General features: G+C 65.2%; 15 protein-coding genes and 1 pseudogene. 15 read left to right on the forward strand and 1 reads right to left on the reverse strand.

The features are described 5' to 3' along the window. The first annotated feature begins 48 nt into the window (after window positions 1-48). From MYXE_RS00150 to MYXE_RS00175, 6 genes are all read left to right on the forward strand, one after another. The gene (locus MYXE_RS00150; RefSeq protein ID WP_085197904.1) at window positions 49-834 is read left to right on the forward strand and encodes a helix-turn-helix domain-containing protein; all 786 of its coding nucleotides are present in this window, start codon (window positions 49-51) and stop codon (window positions 832-834) included. Beyond that, window positions 827-1,660: a C40 family peptidase gene (locus MYXE_RS00155; RefSeq protein ID WP_085197907.1), complete on the forward strand. Its 834-nt coding sequence runs from the start codon at window positions 827-829 to the stop codon at window positions 1,658-1,660. The genes MYXE_RS00150 and MYXE_RS00155 overlap by 8 nt, the downstream gene beginning before the upstream one ends. A 56-nt stretch (window positions 1,661-1,716) precedes the next feature. After that, on the forward strand, window positions 1,717-2,079 hold the full coding sequence (locus MYXE_RS00160) for a DUF4226 domain-containing protein (RefSeq protein ID WP_003919846.1): 363 nt from the start codon (window positions 1,717-1,719) through the stop codon (window positions 2,077-2,079). Between the two features lie 83 nt (window positions 2,080-2,162). Next, window positions 2,163-3,449, forward strand: a complete 1,287-nt coding sequence (locus MYXE_RS00165; RefSeq protein ID WP_085197910.1) for a DUF4226 domain-containing protein — start codon at window positions 2,163-2,165, stop codon at window positions 3,447-3,449. A gap of 75 nt (window positions 3,450-3,524) precedes the next feature. Continuing rightward, complete coding sequence (locus tag MYXE_RS00170) at window positions 3,525-3,842, forward strand: ESX-1 secretion-associated protein (protein ID WP_039889706.1); 318 nt, start codon at window positions 3,525-3,527, stop codon at window positions 3,840-3,842. Next, window positions 3,839-4,150: a DUF2694 family protein gene (locus MYXE_RS00175; RefSeq protein ID WP_085197913.1), complete on the forward strand. Its 312-nt coding sequence runs from the start codon at window positions 3,839-3,841 to the stop codon at window positions 4,148-4,150. The genes MYXE_RS00170 and MYXE_RS00175 overlap by 4 nt, the downstream gene beginning before the upstream one ends. 12 nt (window positions 4,151-4,162) lie before the next feature. Here the strand turns inward: MYXE_RS00175 and MYXE_RS23660 are convergent, their stop codons facing one another. After that, window positions 4,163-4,306, reverse strand: coding sequence for a hypothetical protein (locus MYXE_RS23660; protein ID WP_169714218.1), 144 nt, complete (start codon window positions 4,304-4,306; stop codon window positions 4,163-4,165). A 116-nt stretch (window positions 4,307-4,422) separates the two neighbouring features. Between MYXE_RS23660 and MYXE_RS25020 the strand changes: the two are divergent. The 9 genes and pseudogenes from MYXE_RS25020 to MYXE_RS00220 form a co-directional block, all read left to right on the forward strand. Further along, a pseudogene (locus tag MYXE_RS25020) lies at window positions 4,423-4,765 on the forward strand (hypothetical protein); the annotation flags it as partial. Between the two features lie 182 nt (window positions 4,766-4,947). Next, the gene (locus MYXE_RS00185) at window positions 4,948-6,015 is read left to right on the forward strand and encodes a DUF5631 domain-containing protein (RefSeq protein WP_161552145.1); all 1,068 of its coding nucleotides are present in this window, start codon (window positions 4,948-4,950) and stop codon (window positions 6,013-6,015) included. A gap of 121 nt (window positions 6,016-6,136) precedes the next feature. After that, the gene (locus tag MYXE_RS00190; protein ID WP_039889737.1) at window positions 6,137-6,454 is read left to right on the forward strand and encodes a DUF2710 family protein; all 318 of its coding nucleotides are present in this window, start codon (window positions 6,137-6,139) and stop codon (window positions 6,452-6,454) included. A gap of 14 nt (window positions 6,455-6,468) precedes the next feature. Beyond that, complete coding sequence (locus MYXE_RS00195) at window positions 6,469-7,386, forward strand: transglycosylase SLT domain-containing protein (RefSeq protein ID WP_142688757.1); 918 nt, start codon at window positions 6,469-6,471, stop codon at window positions 7,384-7,386. Between the two features lie 2 nt (window positions 7,387-7,388). Then, window positions 7,389-8,882: a type VII secretion protein EccB gene (gene eccB, locus MYXE_RS00200; protein WP_085197923.1), complete on the forward strand. Its 1,494-nt coding sequence runs from the start codon at window positions 7,389-7,391 to the stop codon at window positions 8,880-8,882. Between the two features lie 2 nt (window positions 8,883-8,884). After that, window positions 8,885-12,970 (forward strand): type VII secretion protein EccCa, encoded by a 4,086-nt coding sequence (gene eccCa, locus MYXE_RS00205; RefSeq protein WP_085197925.1) that lies wholly within the window; start codon window positions 8,885-8,887, stop codon window positions 12,968-12,970. Between the two features lie 115 nt (window positions 12,971-13,085). Beyond that, complete coding sequence (locus MYXE_RS00210; protein WP_003919856.1) at window positions 13,086-13,397, forward strand: hypothetical protein; 312 nt, start codon at window positions 13,086-13,088, stop codon at window positions 13,395-13,397. Between the two features lie 9 nt (window positions 13,398-13,406). Next, window positions 13,407-14,624 carry a PPE domain-containing protein gene (locus tag MYXE_RS00215; RefSeq protein WP_003919857.1) on the forward strand — a complete coding sequence of 406 codons (1,218 nt, stop codon included), beginning with the start codon at window positions 13,407-13,409 and terminating at the stop codon, window positions 14,622-14,624. 218 nt (window positions 14,625-14,842) lie between these two features. Then, entirely contained in the window at window positions 14,843-15,169 is a 327-nt protein-coding gene (locus MYXE_RS00220) for a hypothetical protein (protein ID WP_003919858.1), read from the forward strand. Window positions 15,170-15,176: the final 7 nt, after the last annotated feature.

Consider the following 15,176-nt stretch of genomic DNA (forward strand, 5'->3'; position numbering starts at 1 on the left):
GTAGATGCTTTTGGGTATGTAATATTCGGATATGGCCGGAGCTCTACCGTGAGTCGCGAATCGGCGGGCGCGACCATCCGGGCGCTGCGGGAGTCGCGCGACTGGTCATTGGCGGATTTCGCGGCCGCGACGGGCGTCAGCATCATGGGCCTGAGCTATCTGGAGCGCGGTGCCCGCAAGCCGCACAAGAGCACGGTGCAAAAGGTCGAAAATGCCCTTGGCCTGCCACCCGGCACGTATGCGCGGCTCGTGGTGGCGGCCGATCCCGAGGCCGAGCTGGCCCGGCTGACCGCAGCTGAACAACCACCGGCGGTGCCCGCACGGCAGGCTGCGGCGATCGTCGTCGAGCGGCACGACAGCACCGAAGTGCTCGAAGGGCACGCCGAAGCACAACTGGAGACACTGAGCTGGCTGATCGACAGACTGCCCACGAAGACATCAGACGAATATGAGACGTATATTCTTTCTGTGATCGAACTGTGCGTGAAGTTCGAAATGCTGGCGGCCAGGTCCTGGCGGGCGGCGGTGCATGCTGGCGCAGACTCGGCCGCCCGGCTGATGGACCATCTGCAGGCCCTTGAGGCCACGCGTAGCTCGTTGCTGAAACGGATACCGGAGAGTTTGAGCGCTCGATTCGACCGAGCGTGCGCGCGGTCGGTCCTGCCCGAAGCGGTGATCGCCGCGCTGGTCGGCGTTAGCTGCGATGAGATGTGGGAGATCCGCAATCAGGGGGTCATTCCGCCCGGTGCACTCCCCCGCATTCGGGCCTTCGCCGACGCAGTGAACGGGGGCGATGGTGAGTCCGACCCGGTCGAGAGGCAAGCCGATGAGTAGTAGCGAACTAGAGGTGCTTGGCCGCGCCCATCAACTGTTCAGTGGCGCTGCTCGGCTCGCCACACCGCAGACAGCCGCAGCCCACCGCGAGCTGTCGCTGCCCGTCACGGCGCTGAACATCGGTGAGTTCCCCGACCGCTACCGGCTCGCGGCGCGCACCAGCCAAGCGGCATTGCGCTCGGCCGCCCAGACAGACGCCGCGATCGCCGAGGTCATCGCCGCCGCCCACCATGATCACGCCCAGGCCCGCGAGCAGACCAAGAGAATCGTCGACGAAGCACGCGCGGACGCCGGCGCGTCACCGCTTGCACCCATGGCCCAGCGGGAGGCGCTGCGCCGCCGCGTGGCCCGCCTGCGTGCGCAACGCGCGCATGTCATGTCGGCACGCTGGCAGGCGCAGCGCCGCGCGGCGGCGTTGCGTGTCCTGCGGTATCTGGCACTGCGCTGGCGTGCATCCGCGACGAATGGACTTCGGCTGCCGCCCCCAAGTAGCCGCGCCGGAATCGCGGTGCGGGCGGCCCTGTCCCGCCTGGGCCGCCCTTATGTGTGGGGCGCGACCGGTCCCGACCAATTCGATTGTTCGGGGCTGGTGCAGTGGGCCTATGCGCAGGCGGGGATACACCTGGACCGCACGACTTATCAACAGATTCACGACGGCATTCCGGTCCCGCGCTCGCAGGTGCGACCGGGGGATCTCGTGTTCCCGCATGCCGGGCACGTCCAGATGGCGATCGGCAACAATCTGGTTGTCGAAGCGCCCCACGTCGGCGCCACGGTTCGGATTAGCCCGTTGGGCGCAGGTGTTGCGATCCGGCGCCCGTTGTAGTGGCGGGCTGGCACGAAGGCCGATGAAGACCGCGTAAAGATGGGAAGATTCAGCTCATGGCAGAACAAGCCGGGTGGTCGGTGACAGCGATCCAAGCCAGGCAAGCGGCTTTGGCGCGACGGTACTCCGCGGTGAACGACGCCGACCGGGTCTTGGTGGACGCGCTGGTCAGTGCGCACGCCGCAACGGTGGAAAGCGCAGCCCGGCTCGACGCGATTGCGGCTGAGATCGACCACGCCGTGCAAAACCAGGCCGCGCTTGCCCTGGACACGCCCGTCGGCGCCCGGGAATTCCAGAAATTCCTGCTCACCAAGCAGCGCGAAATTCTCGCCGTGGTTGCTCACGCCCACGAACTCGACGCCGCGAAAAAGGCTGCCTTAAAAGCATTGCCAACACACTATGCGGTCAGCGCGAGCTAGCCCCATTCGGCGGCTCGCGCATTTGCTCAATGGCAAGCCGAAGTGAATTGCCGCTACGGATTCCCCTGGGTACTGTCGCCGCCATGCAGGGGCCCCCGCAGCGTTCGCAGCTCGGTGTTTCGGCGATGCCGCCGACTGCGGTGTCGGTGCCCCCCGATCGGCAGCGCGGCGCAGCAGCCGACGCCATTAGGGACGCCGAAGTCGCTTTGGCGCAACAAAATTCGGCGACCGCTCAATTAGATCTGCAAGTGGTCTCGGCAATCTTGAATGCCCACCAAAAGACGCTCGAAGGCACTGATGCGCTGGCCGCACTGCAGCGCGACGTCGAGGCTGCGGTGCGTAGCCGGACCGATCTCGACACCCCAGCGGGAGCGCGTGATTTTCAGCGCTTCCTGACAAGCAAGCTCCGCGAAATCCGCGCCGTGGTCACAGGCACAGGCCTCGACGACACCTCGAAGTCGGCGCTGATGGCTGCATGGACGTCCCTCTACCACGTGTCCACGGCCGATCAGCGCAGTGCTGGCGAGGGACAGCAGCCGACGCGCAGCACCCCGGCGAATGTCAGGCCGCAAACCACCAGCTATCCAGCGGGCTCGGACGGCGGAGCCGACCCGTACCTCGATGCGTTGCTAACAGACGATCCTGGATTGTTTCCGGAAGACCTCACGGCACCGGCCCCGCAGGCGCCAGCGCCCATCGCGCCGCAGATGCCCAGCTTCCCCGCGCTTGGCGGGATGCCAGGTGGAGGAATGCTGCCGACAGGCCTGCCCGGCCTCGGTATGCCCAGCGGGGTTCCGCTGGGCGGGCTCCTGCCCGACACCGCCACCCAACGGTCACCCGGCGATCTTGGAGAGGCGCTGCTTGCACCCGACGACGCGACGCCGAAACAGCAGCCACCGCCTGAGGACGTGGACGATACGAGCGACGGCAAAGCGGCTGACCCAGCGTCGGCCTCCGACCAGCCGGCCACCGGCCCGACGACGGTGACGCTGCCCACCGGCGAGACGGTCACAGCTGCCAGCCCCCAGCTCGCCGCGGTGATCGGAGCTGCTGTTGCCGGCACACCCATCGCCGATGCATTTCGCCAACAGGGGCTCACCATTCCCCCACCCGGCACCGCCATCAGCGAACCGGTTGATCCGTCCCGGGTGATGCCCGGGGATATCGGGATGTTTACCGATCGGCACGCGCTTGCGCTGGGCAACAGCAAAGCCCTACTCAACGGGCAGATTCAGCACATTTCCACCGTGAAGGGGCCAAGCTTTCTAGGCTGGGAGCACCCGCCAGTGCCGTCGACGGCAAACACACCGACCAAGACCGAAACACCGGCGCCCACCCGGCCGGCGGCCACGACCGGTACGTCACCGTGACAGCCGGAGAGGACCGGCAAAGCGCAGGACGAGCGCGCTGACGAGGGTCGTCGGCGCTTCAAGAGGAGACAGCGGATGGCAGATCAAATCCATGTAGTGCCGGAGAGCTTACGCACGGCGGCCCAGCACCATGAGCAAGTGTCCGAGTACTTACGCACCATCCCCTCGGCGCACGGAGCGATCCAAGAAAGCCTGGACTCGCTGGGCCCGGTTTTCAGCGAGCTGCGCGAGGCCGGGCGTGAACTGCTCGAGCACCGCCGGCGCTGCTACGAACAGCAAGCCGACGACCACGCCGAGATGGCGCGGCAGTTGAAGATGTCGGCGGACATGTGGGAGCAGCACGAGGAACAAGCCGCGGGCAAACTGGGCGGCATCGTCGACGACGGTCGATGACACACGCCAACCCGGCCTTCGACACCGTCCACCCGAGCGGCCACATCCTCTTCCGGTCCTGCCGGGGCGGATACGCCCATAGCGTGGTGTTGAGTGAAGCGGCGATGGACACCGACGCGCAGACCCTCGCACAAGGGATCTTGCTGACCGCCGACGTGTCCTATCTCAAGGCGCTGATGGAAGTTCGCGGCGAAATCGTGGCGGCCGGTCACACCCCATCAGCGGAGGTACCCACCGCACATGACCTTGACGTCGCGATCGAGAAGTTGCTGGCACACGAGTTGCACCCACGACGCGACGCCACGTAGACCCGCTACGGCTCAGCGCAGCCAGGTCGTGACGGCATCGGGATCGGGCGCGATATCGGCTGGAGGCTCGATGGGATTGGCGCCGAACAACTCTCGCGCGCGCGCCAGCAGAATCCGCACCTCGTCTAGTTGCTGTTGCAGCGCCGAACCGGTCACGCCCTCACGCTAGTGTGCCGACGGCGTCCCCACAATTCACCCGGCCCGGTAACAGCCAGTACCGGCGCAATCAGGCAGTGAACTGACCAATCACCGGAGAACGGTACGCTGGGCCAGTGGCGATCTTCGGGCGAAAGACGGCGCGCCAGCGCCTCCGGAGAGCGACCCAGGAATCCCTCGCGATTCCGGCCTTCAGCTCCCCGGTTGACTGCGCTCCGTGGGTGATCGGCGGACTCTGGCCCGCGGAACTGTCGACGGTCAACGCTGAAACCGCAACCGTCGCAGAGTATCTCAAAGCTGACCTGGAGCGCATCGTCAAGTCAGCCAACGAAGAGCTGAAGCGCATCAGGCAGGCGGGGATGGCCGACCCAGCCCGCTACGCCGAGGAGGCCCGAGTTATCAACGCTGCCCGCGACTTTGCGGTCCGGCGAGTCGAGTCGACGGTGCGTCATCTGCGTGGCCCGCATCAAAGCCGCCGTATTCAGTATCCTCGCCGCAACGCTGGCGGGCTCGGTCAAATCACTGGAACGGCGCCGCGGTTCAAGGTCACGACGGTGCCTCCCACGGTCGAGCCGCCCGCCGAGGTTCCCGTCGAGGACCGTCGGCCGCACGTCACCGACAATCGCCGCGAGTCGCCTCCAATGGACAAGGATCAGGCGGTGGCCGAACCGATTTCGACCGGCCGGCATGCCGCGCCGGAGCCGGAATCCGAAGAGACCGCAGCGGATACGCTGACGTTGTCGCCCCCATCCGATGCGGCTGACACCGACGTGACCGATGTTCTCGAGACCCCAGCCCCGCAGCCGCCGCCGCTCGAGACCGAAGGCGGTGAACCTTCAACCGTTGCGCCTCAACCCGCCGAGGACTCGACGGAACTTGCCCCAACCGAGGCGGATGATCTCGCGCCCGCCGACGGTACCGCGGTGGTCGCGGCCGGGCAGGGCGATGCCGCGCACGACACCGACGTCCTCGGGACCCGGGCCGCTGACGACACCGATGTGTTGGAGCAGCCGACCCCCGCCGAGGTTGGCGCCGCAAGCCACGAGCGAACGGGCCCGGCTCAAGGGGAAACCGATCACGAACGCCTACGACGTTTGCTGCAGTTCGTCGCCCGTCAAGAACCCGGATTACGGTGGGCTGTCGGGCTTCGCGAGGACGGGACAACCGTCGTGGTCACCGATTTGGCGTACGGCTGGGTACCTTCGGGAATTACCTTGCCAGCAGGGGTGCGGCTGCTGGAACCGCAACGGCGCACCGGCAATGCCGCGGCGATGCTCGGTCCCACCGCCCTATCGGTCACCTACTCTCCTGGAGACCCTTTGGGCTGGGCCACCGATTTTGGGCCGACGGAGTCCTCGGTGCAACCCCGCGAGCTACCGGAAGTCGAAGATCTGGGCTGGTTGCTGAGCGAGGCCACCCATTGGCGTGACGGGCTGCCGCGGATGGTGCACACGCTGGCGAAAGCCGGCGCGGCGGGAACGGGGGTTGTCGACGCCGAACTCGATGTGCTTCGGGTCCACCTCGATACCGCCCGATACCAGTTGCTGGCGGAGTACCCAGACGTCGATCCTCGGCTGCTGCTGAACTGCCTGCTATTGGCGGCCACGGAGGGCATCGCCACCGGGGACCGAACCTCGGCGAACTATCACTTCGCCTGGTTCCAGGTGCTGAGCGCCCCACCGGCGAGCAGGTTCAGCGCCAAATCCTGACCGGGTCACCGTCGGGACCCGACGACCTGCTCAGTTGCGGCCCGGTGTAGTGTCCCACGACCGGAGCGCGACGAGAGGGCATGAATTGACGCTGGTCGCCGGCGGTCGAGATACTGGCACGGTGACGGGGCCGGGCAGTCGGGCGAAGTTGAGCGACAAAGATCTCGTCGAGGCGGTGCTGCGTGAGTTGAGCGAGGCCGCCGACAAGTGGGAGCAACTCGTCGCCGAAGCCGAAACCATCACCTACAGCGTGGACTTGGGCGATATTCGTGCCGTCGCCAACTCCGACGGCAGATTGGTCGAGCTGACGTTGCACCCGAGTGTGATGACCGGCTACACCCACGGTGAGCTGGCCGACCGGTTGAACACGGCGATCGCGGCGCTGCGCGAGGAAGCGGAAACCGAAAACGCTGCACGCTACGGGAAAGGCGTCCAGTGACGTCGGATCCGCTGATGCGTCGCGCACTCGCGCTGCTGGGTCGCGGCCACGAGCTCTATGGTGTCGGCCGCGCGGACATTGGTGTGCCGGACACGCCGGACCAGTTGCGCGACCATGCGGCGAGGATCACCCATCCGCCCGCCGGCGCACGGACCGCGGCGGCTCGCGTACGGCGGATGGCGGGGATGCTTCGGACCAGCGCCGACCACGACACCACGCTGGCCGCGGCGTTGGCTGACATCCATGCCGAGCACACAGCGGGATGGCGCGCCAGCCGCACGATGCTCGAGGATGCACACGCCGACGCAATGACGGCAGCCGATACGCCGTTGGGCCGACGAGAAGCGCTGCGCCGCATGATGGCTCGGTTGCGAACGCAGCGGCGTCTCATTCACCGCTCGCGTCAACGGGCGCAGCTGCACGCACGACGGCTGCGCCAGCTCGCCAACTTGCGTCACACTGCGGCCAGCCGCCGCCCGTCGCGGGCCGCAGCCATCCCGCTGGCCGCTGTCGACTACGAAAGATCTTTCACCGCAGGGCATATCAGGCAACGCATCGCCGAAGCGCTGGATCACATGGGAATCACCGATCCCGCGGCGCGACGCAACTGGCTGCGGGGTTACGAGACGCTGATAGCCAGGGAGTCCGCAGGCCGGGCGTCGGCGGTCGCGTCGGAACCTGCCACCGCGGTCGGGCCCACCCAAGCCGACGGGCACGGCCTCGGCTACGCCCGCGGCATCACCCAGACCATCCCAGCCACCTTCGCCCGGTATCACCAACCCGGCACCTCGACGAACATCTACGATCCGGTCGCCAACATCTGCGCATCGATGAACTATGTAATGCACCGCTACGGCGTCGCCGCGAACGGTGAGAACTTGGTTGCGCTGGTCCAGCAGGCGGACGCCGGTAGACCGCCGAGAGGATACTGACCATGCCGCTCAACCTGTCCAACCGCGACCAGAACTCGGGTCACCTCTTCTACAACCGCCGGCTGCGGGCCGCGATCACCAGGTTTTCGGTCCGGATGAAACACGACGATCGCAAACAGCAAGCCGCAGTGGCGTTGTCGATTGTGTTCGTCCTCATCGGTCTGGGTTGGATGGCGTTGCTGCACATCTGGAAGCCGGCCGGGCTGGTGGGCCAGTCCGCGATTGTCGGAAACCGTGACACCGGCGCGGTGTACGCCAAGATCGACGGGCGGCTCTACCCGGCGCTCAACCTGACTTCCGCTCGGCTGGCTGTTGGCAACGCGGCCGCCCCGGCGTGGGTCAAGGCGAGCGAAATCGCGAAGTATCCGACCGGACCGATGATCGGCATCCCCGGTGTGCCCGACAGCCTCACGGTCACCCCTAGCAGCGTCTCCGCTTGGGCGGTTTGCGACACCGCTCCCACCCGGGGCGCCCGGGCTGCCCCTGTCGTGACGTCCATCGCGGGCGAGCTGTCGACATTCGGCCGCGCCGCTCCGATGCGTCCGCCGCAGGCGATCCTTGCGACCCACAAGGACGCGACCTACGTGATCTGGGGTGGTCACCGGTCCCGCATCGACCCCATGGACCGCTCGGTGACCTTCAACCTGGGTCTCGATCCAGGAGTGACGCATCCGATCGAGATCTCCAACGCCCTGTATGACGCCATGCCCTCGACCGAACCCCTTGTGGTGCCGCCGATCCCGGAAGCGGGGACGCCGTCGCGGTGGCTGCCCGGCGCGACCGTGGGCAGCGTGCTGGAAACCCGCGACGCCGCCGGTACGGTCACCGGGTTTTACGTACTGCTTCCGGACGGGGTGCAGAAGATCACCAGTTTCGTCGCCGACCTGCTGCGCACGGCCAATCCAGTGGGTTCGGCTACCCCGACATTGATCACGCCGGACAAGCTGATCCACATCCCCACCGTCGATGTGCTCAACGTCGACTACTATCCGCCAGGCAAGCTGGATTTCATTGACACAGCGGCTAATCCGGTGACCTGTGTGGCGTGGCAGAAGCAGTCCAGCGACCCGCAAGCCAGCATCACGATCTTCAGCGGCCGGGGTCTGCCGGTTCCGATCAGCATGGACGCTCGGTTGGTGCATCTGGTGCGCGACGACCGTAATCCCGAATCGGTGGAGGCTGACCAAGCGCTGTTGCTGCCGGGCGCGGCCAACTTCGTGGCGACGACGAGTGGTGTGGCGACCTCCGACAGCCGGGAAAGCCTGTACTGGCTGTCACCGCAAGGTGTTCGCTACGGGATCCAATCGGATAACCGGACCTTGCAAGCGCTGGGACTGGATCCGCGCAGCGCCGTGCAGGCGCCATGGCCGATTGTGCGCACGTTTGCGGCCGGGCCGGCGATCAGCCGCGAGAGTGCGTTGGTAGCGCGTGACACCATTGTGGGCAACGGCGCGGTCGCGCCCGTACCGCAAGCCAACCCGCAGGCAGGAGGTTAGCCATGTCGAAACGAGGGTTCGTGCGGGGCGCACGTAAACCACCGCCGGCCGTTCCGCCGGTGCGGGTGGCGGTTGCTCCGCCACTGGCCCTGCCCGAACGCGAGCCGCGCAACATCCTCATGATGATCGCCATCCCAGCGCTGCTGGTGGGAATCATCGGCACGCTGGTGGTGATGTACACCTCCGGGGTGCGCTCGCTGCAGTCGGGTTTCTTCCCGATGATGGGGTTGTTCGGGTTCGGCGCACTGATGTTCAGCGGGCGCTTCGGGCGGGCCCGCCGTATCTCCTGGGGGGAGCAGGAAAAGCAGCGGCGCAGCTATCTGCGCCAACTCGACGAGGACCGCGAAGAAGTGCAACGGGCCGCCCAGGAGCAGAAACGCAGCCAACTGTTCCTGCATGGTGATCCGGAGAAGCTCGATACCGTGATCGGCGGGCCCCGCATGTGGGAACGCCGCCCCGACGACGCGGATTTCCTGGATGTGCGTTTGGGGATTGGGATTCAGCAAGCCAGCGATTCGGCGGTGTCGTTGCAGTGGCCCGAGGTGCCCATCGGAGAGGAGCTGGAGCCGGTAACCGGCGGTGCGCTAAGGGATTTCATCCTCGAGCAAAGCAAGATCCGCGGAATCGGCAAGGTGTTAAGCCTGCGGTCGAAACCTGGATTCAGCTTCATTAGCGACGACCCAGGCGAACTGCACAGCTTCATGCGGGCGATTCTGTGCTCGCTGGCCGTGTATCACAGCCCCGAGGATGTGAAGCTCATGGTGGTCACCCGCCACCCCGAGCAGTGGTCCTGGCTGGTGTGGTTGCCGCACAACCATCATGACGAGATGTTCGACGCCTGCGGCATGCGCAGGCTGGTCTTTGGTTCGCCCACCGAGCTGGAAGAGGCCCTCGACGCCGAGTTGCACCGAAAGGGCCGCGGGCCGTGGACCCCACCGGTGGGGACCAGCCCGACCTCGATGCCCTCGCCGATGGAGACACAGGGGCTGTCGCTAGGTCCGCATTGGGTGATCGTCGACGACAACACGGGCACCGCCGAGCAGTGGGAAGGCGTGACCGGGCTCAAGGGGATGGCCGGTATCACCGTGTTGCGGCTGGCGACCCGCCCCGGCGTCGGCGTTGGTTTCGCCGAGGAGGACCAGCGATTTCAGCTCCGCGAAGGTCGGCTCTATCACCGCGAGGCGTTCTACGCGGTGGCTGACATGCTCGCCGAAAGCACCGCGCACAGGTATGCGCGGGCGCTGGCGCGCTGGTCACCGATGAGCGCCAGCGAGCTATCCGAAACCGACAGCCAGGCCGGTGAATTGTTGCGGGCCTTGGGGATCAGCGATCCACGCCACCTCGACGTCGACCGGCTGTGGGCGGAAAGTCGCGGACGGGGCGACCCCAAGTGGGCGATGGTGCCCGTGGGGATCAAGCCCGGTGGCGAGTTGCAATACATCATCTTCCGTGCAAAAGACTTCGGCGGGTACGGCTTTCACTCCGTCGTGATCGGGACATCGGGATCAGGCAAGTCGGAGCTCTTCCTGTCCTTGTGCAACGGCATCGCGCTGACTCACTCACCGGAAACGTTCATCGTCATTTTCGTCGACATGAAGTTCGAATCCGCGGCCCAAGACCTTGAAGGTCTGCCCCACGTCGCGGGCTCCCTGTCCAACCTGGGCAAAGACGACCGGCATCTGGCCGAGCGGATGCGCAAAGCGATCAACGGTGAAATGGAAAGACGCTACCGACTTTTCAAAGAAGCTGGGGCTCGCGACGCCAACGAGTACGAGGAGATGCGGCTGGCCGGCCGCGACCTGGAACCGGTGCCGATCCTGCTGGTCATCATCGACGAGTACTTGGAGCTCTTCCATCACCACCCTGAATGGGTCCAGCTGGTCATCCACATCGGTCAGGAAGGCCGGGGCTGCAATGTGTTCTTCACCTTGGGCGGCCAGCGGTTGGACCTGTCGTCGCTGAGCAAGGTCAAGAGCAATATCGCTTTTCGGATAGCACTGCGCGCGGAGACCGCTGAAGACTCCCGCGACGTCATCGGCAGCGACGCCGCCCTGCACCTGCCGGCGAGGGAAAACGGGTACGCGCTGCTGAAGGTCGGGCCGCGCGATCTCGAGCCGTTCCGATGCTTCTATCTATCGGCGCCGTTCGTGCTGCCGAAGAAGACCAAGAAAGTCGACAAGACGATCGACGTCAGCTTCTCGCAGCCTCGTCCGCTCACCTGGGAATACCAGCCGCTGAGCCCGGAAGACACCGCAGCCCTGGCGGAAGCCGACGAACCCGAGGAACCCGACGAATTCCTCTTCCACGCCGACGGTTTCAAGAAGAAGAAGATCCTCGACGTCATCCGCGAGTCGCTCGTGGCGCACCCAGCTCGTGCACCGCACCAAATCTGGCTTCCTCCACTGGAAATCAGCGAGCCGATCGACGCTTTGGTGGCCTACTGGCGTGGCAAGCCCTGGCATGTCGACTACGGACAGAACCCGGGGCTGGTGTTCCCGGTCGGAATGGTCGATATACCCGAAGAACACGCCCAACGGGTGCATGTCATCAACGCCGAAATGGACAACATCATGGTGGTGGCCACCGCTCAGCGCGGCAAGTCCACGACGTTGATGACCTTGATGACGTCCGCTGCGCTGATGTATCGCCCGGAGCGGGTGACGTTCTTTTGCATCGGTGCGTCGCTGTATCCGGTGGAGGAGCTTCCCCACGTCGCCGGGGTGGTCAGCCTGAACGACACCGAAGGTGTTTCGCGCACGATTGCCACCATCGAGGGGTTGATTCGAGCCCGCGAGGCGTCGTTCAAGCACTATCAGATCGACATTTCCGAATTTCGCGAACGCCGGTTCGGGGCCGCGGGCGGCGGAGGCACCGACCCCGAGGACAAATTCGGCGACGTTTTCCTGGTCATCGACAACTACGGCGACCTCTATGAAAAAGACCCGGCCATGGGCGACCGTGCCATCGCCATCGCCCGGCAGGGCCTGTCCTACGGGGTGCACGTGATGACCAGCGCCAACGCGTGGTTCGTCGGGCAGAAGCAAGGGATGATCACCGTCTCCAACGCGCGGATACAGCTGCGGCTCAGCAATCCCGACGAAACGCAAATGGGCACCTCGCCAGAGCTGCGCAAGGCGGCACGAAATACGTTGGACCGTCCGGGTTTTGGGCTTACTCGGGACGGATACGAGTTGTTGGTGGGGCTGCCCGAAATCACCGGGACCGAGGGTGAGCGGGTGACAACACGTGGCATCGGTGCGCTCATCGCCGCGGTCACCGGTGCGGCCAAGGTGGAGCGCCTGTCTCGGCTGCCTGAGCAGGTAGCCTTAACTCAGGTCATCGAGGCATTCGACCGGACCGCCGAGGCGGCCGATCCATTCAACGTCCCATTCGCGATCGGCGAAAGCGCCTTGCAACCGGTGGCGCTGCCGACCCGCATGGTGCCCAACATGCTGGTGATGGGCCGCCAGCTCTGCGGGAAGACCACGACACTGGCAGCCTTCGGCCAGGCAATCACCACGCGGTTCGGCCCCGATCAAGCGCAGATCACCATCATCGACCCGAAGACGACGCTCATCGGCAAGATCCGGGGTCCCCATGTGCGGGCCTATGCCTACACCGCAGACGACATCGATGCCGTGATCAGCGAACTGGCCGAACTGCTGCGCGACCGTTTGCCACCGTCGGGGCTCAGTCAAGAAGAACTGCTGAACCGAAAGCCGTGGGAGGGCGCGCACCACTTCGTCCTGATCGACGACGAGCATGAGCTGCGGCCCCACAATCAGGTCATGAAGCCGGCCGCGACGGCACCGTTGTGGCCATTCATCGAACGTAGCCGCGAGGTGGGATTGCACGTCATCGCCGCCCGGCTACCCGGCAATTGGGCATCGCAGGTGGTGATGAATCCCTTCCTGCAGAAGCTGACCGGATCCCGCTCGCCGACGTTGTTTATGGACAACGACCCAGCAAACGTCAAGGTCTACGGCAGAATTAGTGCCCAGCAGCTGCCGCCCGGCCGTGGCTTGCTGGTGACCACCGACGGCGAGATCGAAGGGGTGTTGGTCGGCGCACCTGGGCATCCGGAGTAGGGCGAATTGCGCCGCCGCGGCGGTTACCGCAGAATCCATGTCGACGAGTCTGCGCGATGCCGTAAGCTCGCATTACTTCGCAGGTACAGCCTGCCGACCAACGGGAGGAACACACATGACCGGTTTCCTTGGCGTGACTCCTGAGGCGGTCAACCTGTCGTCTGTCACCGAGATGGTGATCAGCGGTGAGGTGGCCGCCAACAACGCCGCCGGGGCTGCCGCCCTCACCGGCACAGTACCTATGGTGCCCACGTCCGACGACGCGGCATTCACATCCGCGCTGAACGGAGCTGGTGATGCCTATCTAGGGTCGGTAGCAGAACATGTTGCGCAACGGGCCACCTATGCCGGCGCGCAGGGCCTGTCTGCCATCAGCTACGTGGTGCGTGAACTACTCAGCTCGGTAAACCTCTCGTCGATCGTCTAACGAGGCCATATGCCCGACCCGTTGTGGTTCGGTCCGCCTGAAAGTGTGGCAGCGCTCCTAGAATCCAGCGACCCGTCGACCGTGGTCGCCAATATTGCGGCATGGCTGAGCGAGGCGGTCAGCCATGAGTTGTCGATGGGGTTATCGATGGCCAACGTCGTCGCGACCATGGAGGCGTGGATCGGTCTCGGCGGCGCAGCCTCGGCGCTGAAGGGCACTGAACTGAATCTCGCCGGGCTGGCGCCGATGGCTGCACATTGTTTGAAGCACGTGTCCATCGGTCAGGCGGCAGTAGAAGCCAATACCATCGCGAGGTCTTCGGTCATACCATCGGCGGTCTGCGTGGCTAATCGCAGCGAGTGTGCTGCCGACATCAATATAAATCCGTGGGTTCTCGGTGCGCTTAGCCCTAGAATCGCCGAGCTAGAGGGCGAATACACGGAATATTGGGGGCAGAACACGGGCGTTGGTGTGACGTATGCCACCACGTTGACCACGTTAATGGGAGCAATAGCGAGCACCCCCCCACCGATTACGCCATTGGGCGCGTCCCCGGCCGCCGCAGCGGCTCCGGCGGAGGCAGCCGGCGAGGCCGCCGCGAGCAACGCAGGAGGGTTGCCGTCATTGCCGAGCGGGGCGGCAGAGACCGCGGGATCGACGGCGTCGCCGATGGAGTCGGTCACGCAGCTTTTGCAGCCGATGCAGAGTGCGATGACCAGCTTGCCGCAGGCCGCACAATCGTTGGCCGGTGGACCGACGCAATTTCTCCAGAGCGGAATGCAAGGTTTCTCAAGCCCACTGCAGCAGATGATGGGCATGTTTCCCGGATTGATGTCGCAGTCGGGCGCATCTGCTGCGGTTGAACCGGTTGCCGCGGCGGCCGAGCCGATCGCCGCAGGCGGCGGAGGTGCGGCTAGCCTGGGATCCGGCGCAGCCGGCGGCGCAGGAGGCGTTGGTTATTCAGGTGCCGGGTTGACCAGTTTCACCCGGCCCGCAAGCACATTCGAGCCCGAACTCGGTGGGCGGCCAACGGGGCTCAGGGCGAGCGGGTTAGTCAATGCGGCTCAGGTAAGTGGCCCGACCACTACGACGGCGACCGGCGGTGGGACGATGCCCGTTTCACCCGCGGCTGCCGGGATGTTGGGTCGGGAGAGCGGCGAGTCGGACAAGGAGAAGGTCACGCATGCGCGGATTGTCGTCGACGCTGACAGGCATGGCTCGCCGTAGTTCGCCAGCCGTTGCCGCGCTAAATCGGCCAACGGCGACACAAGAGGCTATCCAGCTAAAACACGCTACTGCTTGCGAACTAGTTAACACATACACGGTTAAGAGGCTGTCACCTTATGTCTGCCAAAAGGTGAAGTGACAGCCGCCGTACAACCAGTACACTCTACGCAATGCTCCGGAGCCCCCGGGTCAGTCCAGCGAACGAGAGGGAGACATAAATGGCGGCAAATCTGCAGGTAGGAATCGAGGCGGTCGAAGCGATGATCCAAAAGGCCGACTCGCTTCTGGCAGAAGCACAGGCACTCGGCGGCCAATACATAGCCCATTCGGAGAACATCATCAACGCAGGCTGGTCCGGTCAGGCTTGCGTCACATCGCACGCGACGGCAGTTCAAATCAAGCACGATCTTGATCAAGCGCTCGCGGCCAGCCTGGAATTGCATGAACACCTCAACACCGCCAAAGCCAATTACATCGCGCAGGAAGCCGACGCCAGCCAGCAGCTTTCCGCCGTGCATCCCGGCGCCACCCCGACGCAGATGTAATCGGCCG

The organism is Mycobacterium xenopi (genome assembly GCF_009936235.1).
GTDB classification, from domain to species: Bacteria; Actinomycetota; Actinomycetes; order Mycobacteriales; family Mycobacteriaceae; genus Mycobacterium; species Mycobacterium xenopi.

What these genes read in the sequence shown, in the direction of transcription:
- MYXE_RS00155 (WP_085197907.1), top strand. Translation starts at nt 827, where the DNA reads ATGAGTAGTAGCGAACTAGAGGTGCTTGGCCGCGCCCATCAACTGTTC.
- MYXE_RS00160 (WP_003919846.1), top strand. Translation starts at nt 1,717, where the DNA reads ATGGCAGAACAAGCCGGGTGGTCGGTGACAGCGATCCAAGCCAGGCAA.
- MYXE_RS00165 (WP_085197910.1), top strand. Translation starts at nt 2,163, where the DNA reads ATGCAGGGGCCCCCGCAGCGTTCGCAGCTCGGTGTTTCGGCGATGCCG.
- MYXE_RS00170 (WP_039889706.1), top strand. Translation starts at nt 3,525, where the DNA reads ATGGCAGATCAAATCCATGTAGTGCCGGAGAGCTTACGCACGGCGGCC.
- MYXE_RS00175 (WP_085197913.1), top strand. Translation starts at nt 3,839, where the DNA reads ATGACACACGCCAACCCGGCCTTCGACACCGTCCACCCGAGCGGCCAC.
- MYXE_RS00185 (WP_161552145.1), top strand. Translation starts at nt 4,948, where the DNA reads ATGGACAAGGATCAGGCGGTGGCCGAACCGATTTCGACCGGCCGGCAT.
- MYXE_RS00195 (WP_142688757.1), top strand. Translation starts at nt 6,469, where the DNA reads ATGCGTCGCGCACTCGCGCTGCTGGGTCGCGGCCACGAGCTCTATGGT.
- eccB (WP_085197923.1), top strand. Translation starts at nt 7,389, where the DNA reads ATGCCGCTCAACCTGTCCAACCGCGACCAGAACTCGGGTCACCTCTTC.
- eccCa (WP_085197925.1), top strand. Translation starts at nt 8,885, where the DNA reads ATGTCGAAACGAGGGTTCGTGCGGGGCGCACGTAAACCACCGCCGGCC.
- MYXE_RS00210 (WP_003919856.1), top strand. Translation starts at nt 13,086, where the DNA reads ATGACCGGTTTCCTTGGCGTGACTCCTGAGGCGGTCAACCTGTCGTCT.
- MYXE_RS00215 (WP_003919857.1), top strand. Translation starts at nt 13,407, where the DNA reads ATGCCCGACCCGTTGTGGTTCGGTCCGCCTGAAAGTGTGGCAGCGCTC.
- MYXE_RS00220 (WP_003919858.1), top strand. Translation starts at nt 14,843, where the DNA reads ATGGCGGCAAATCTGCAGGTAGGAATCGAGGCGGTCGAAGCGATGATC.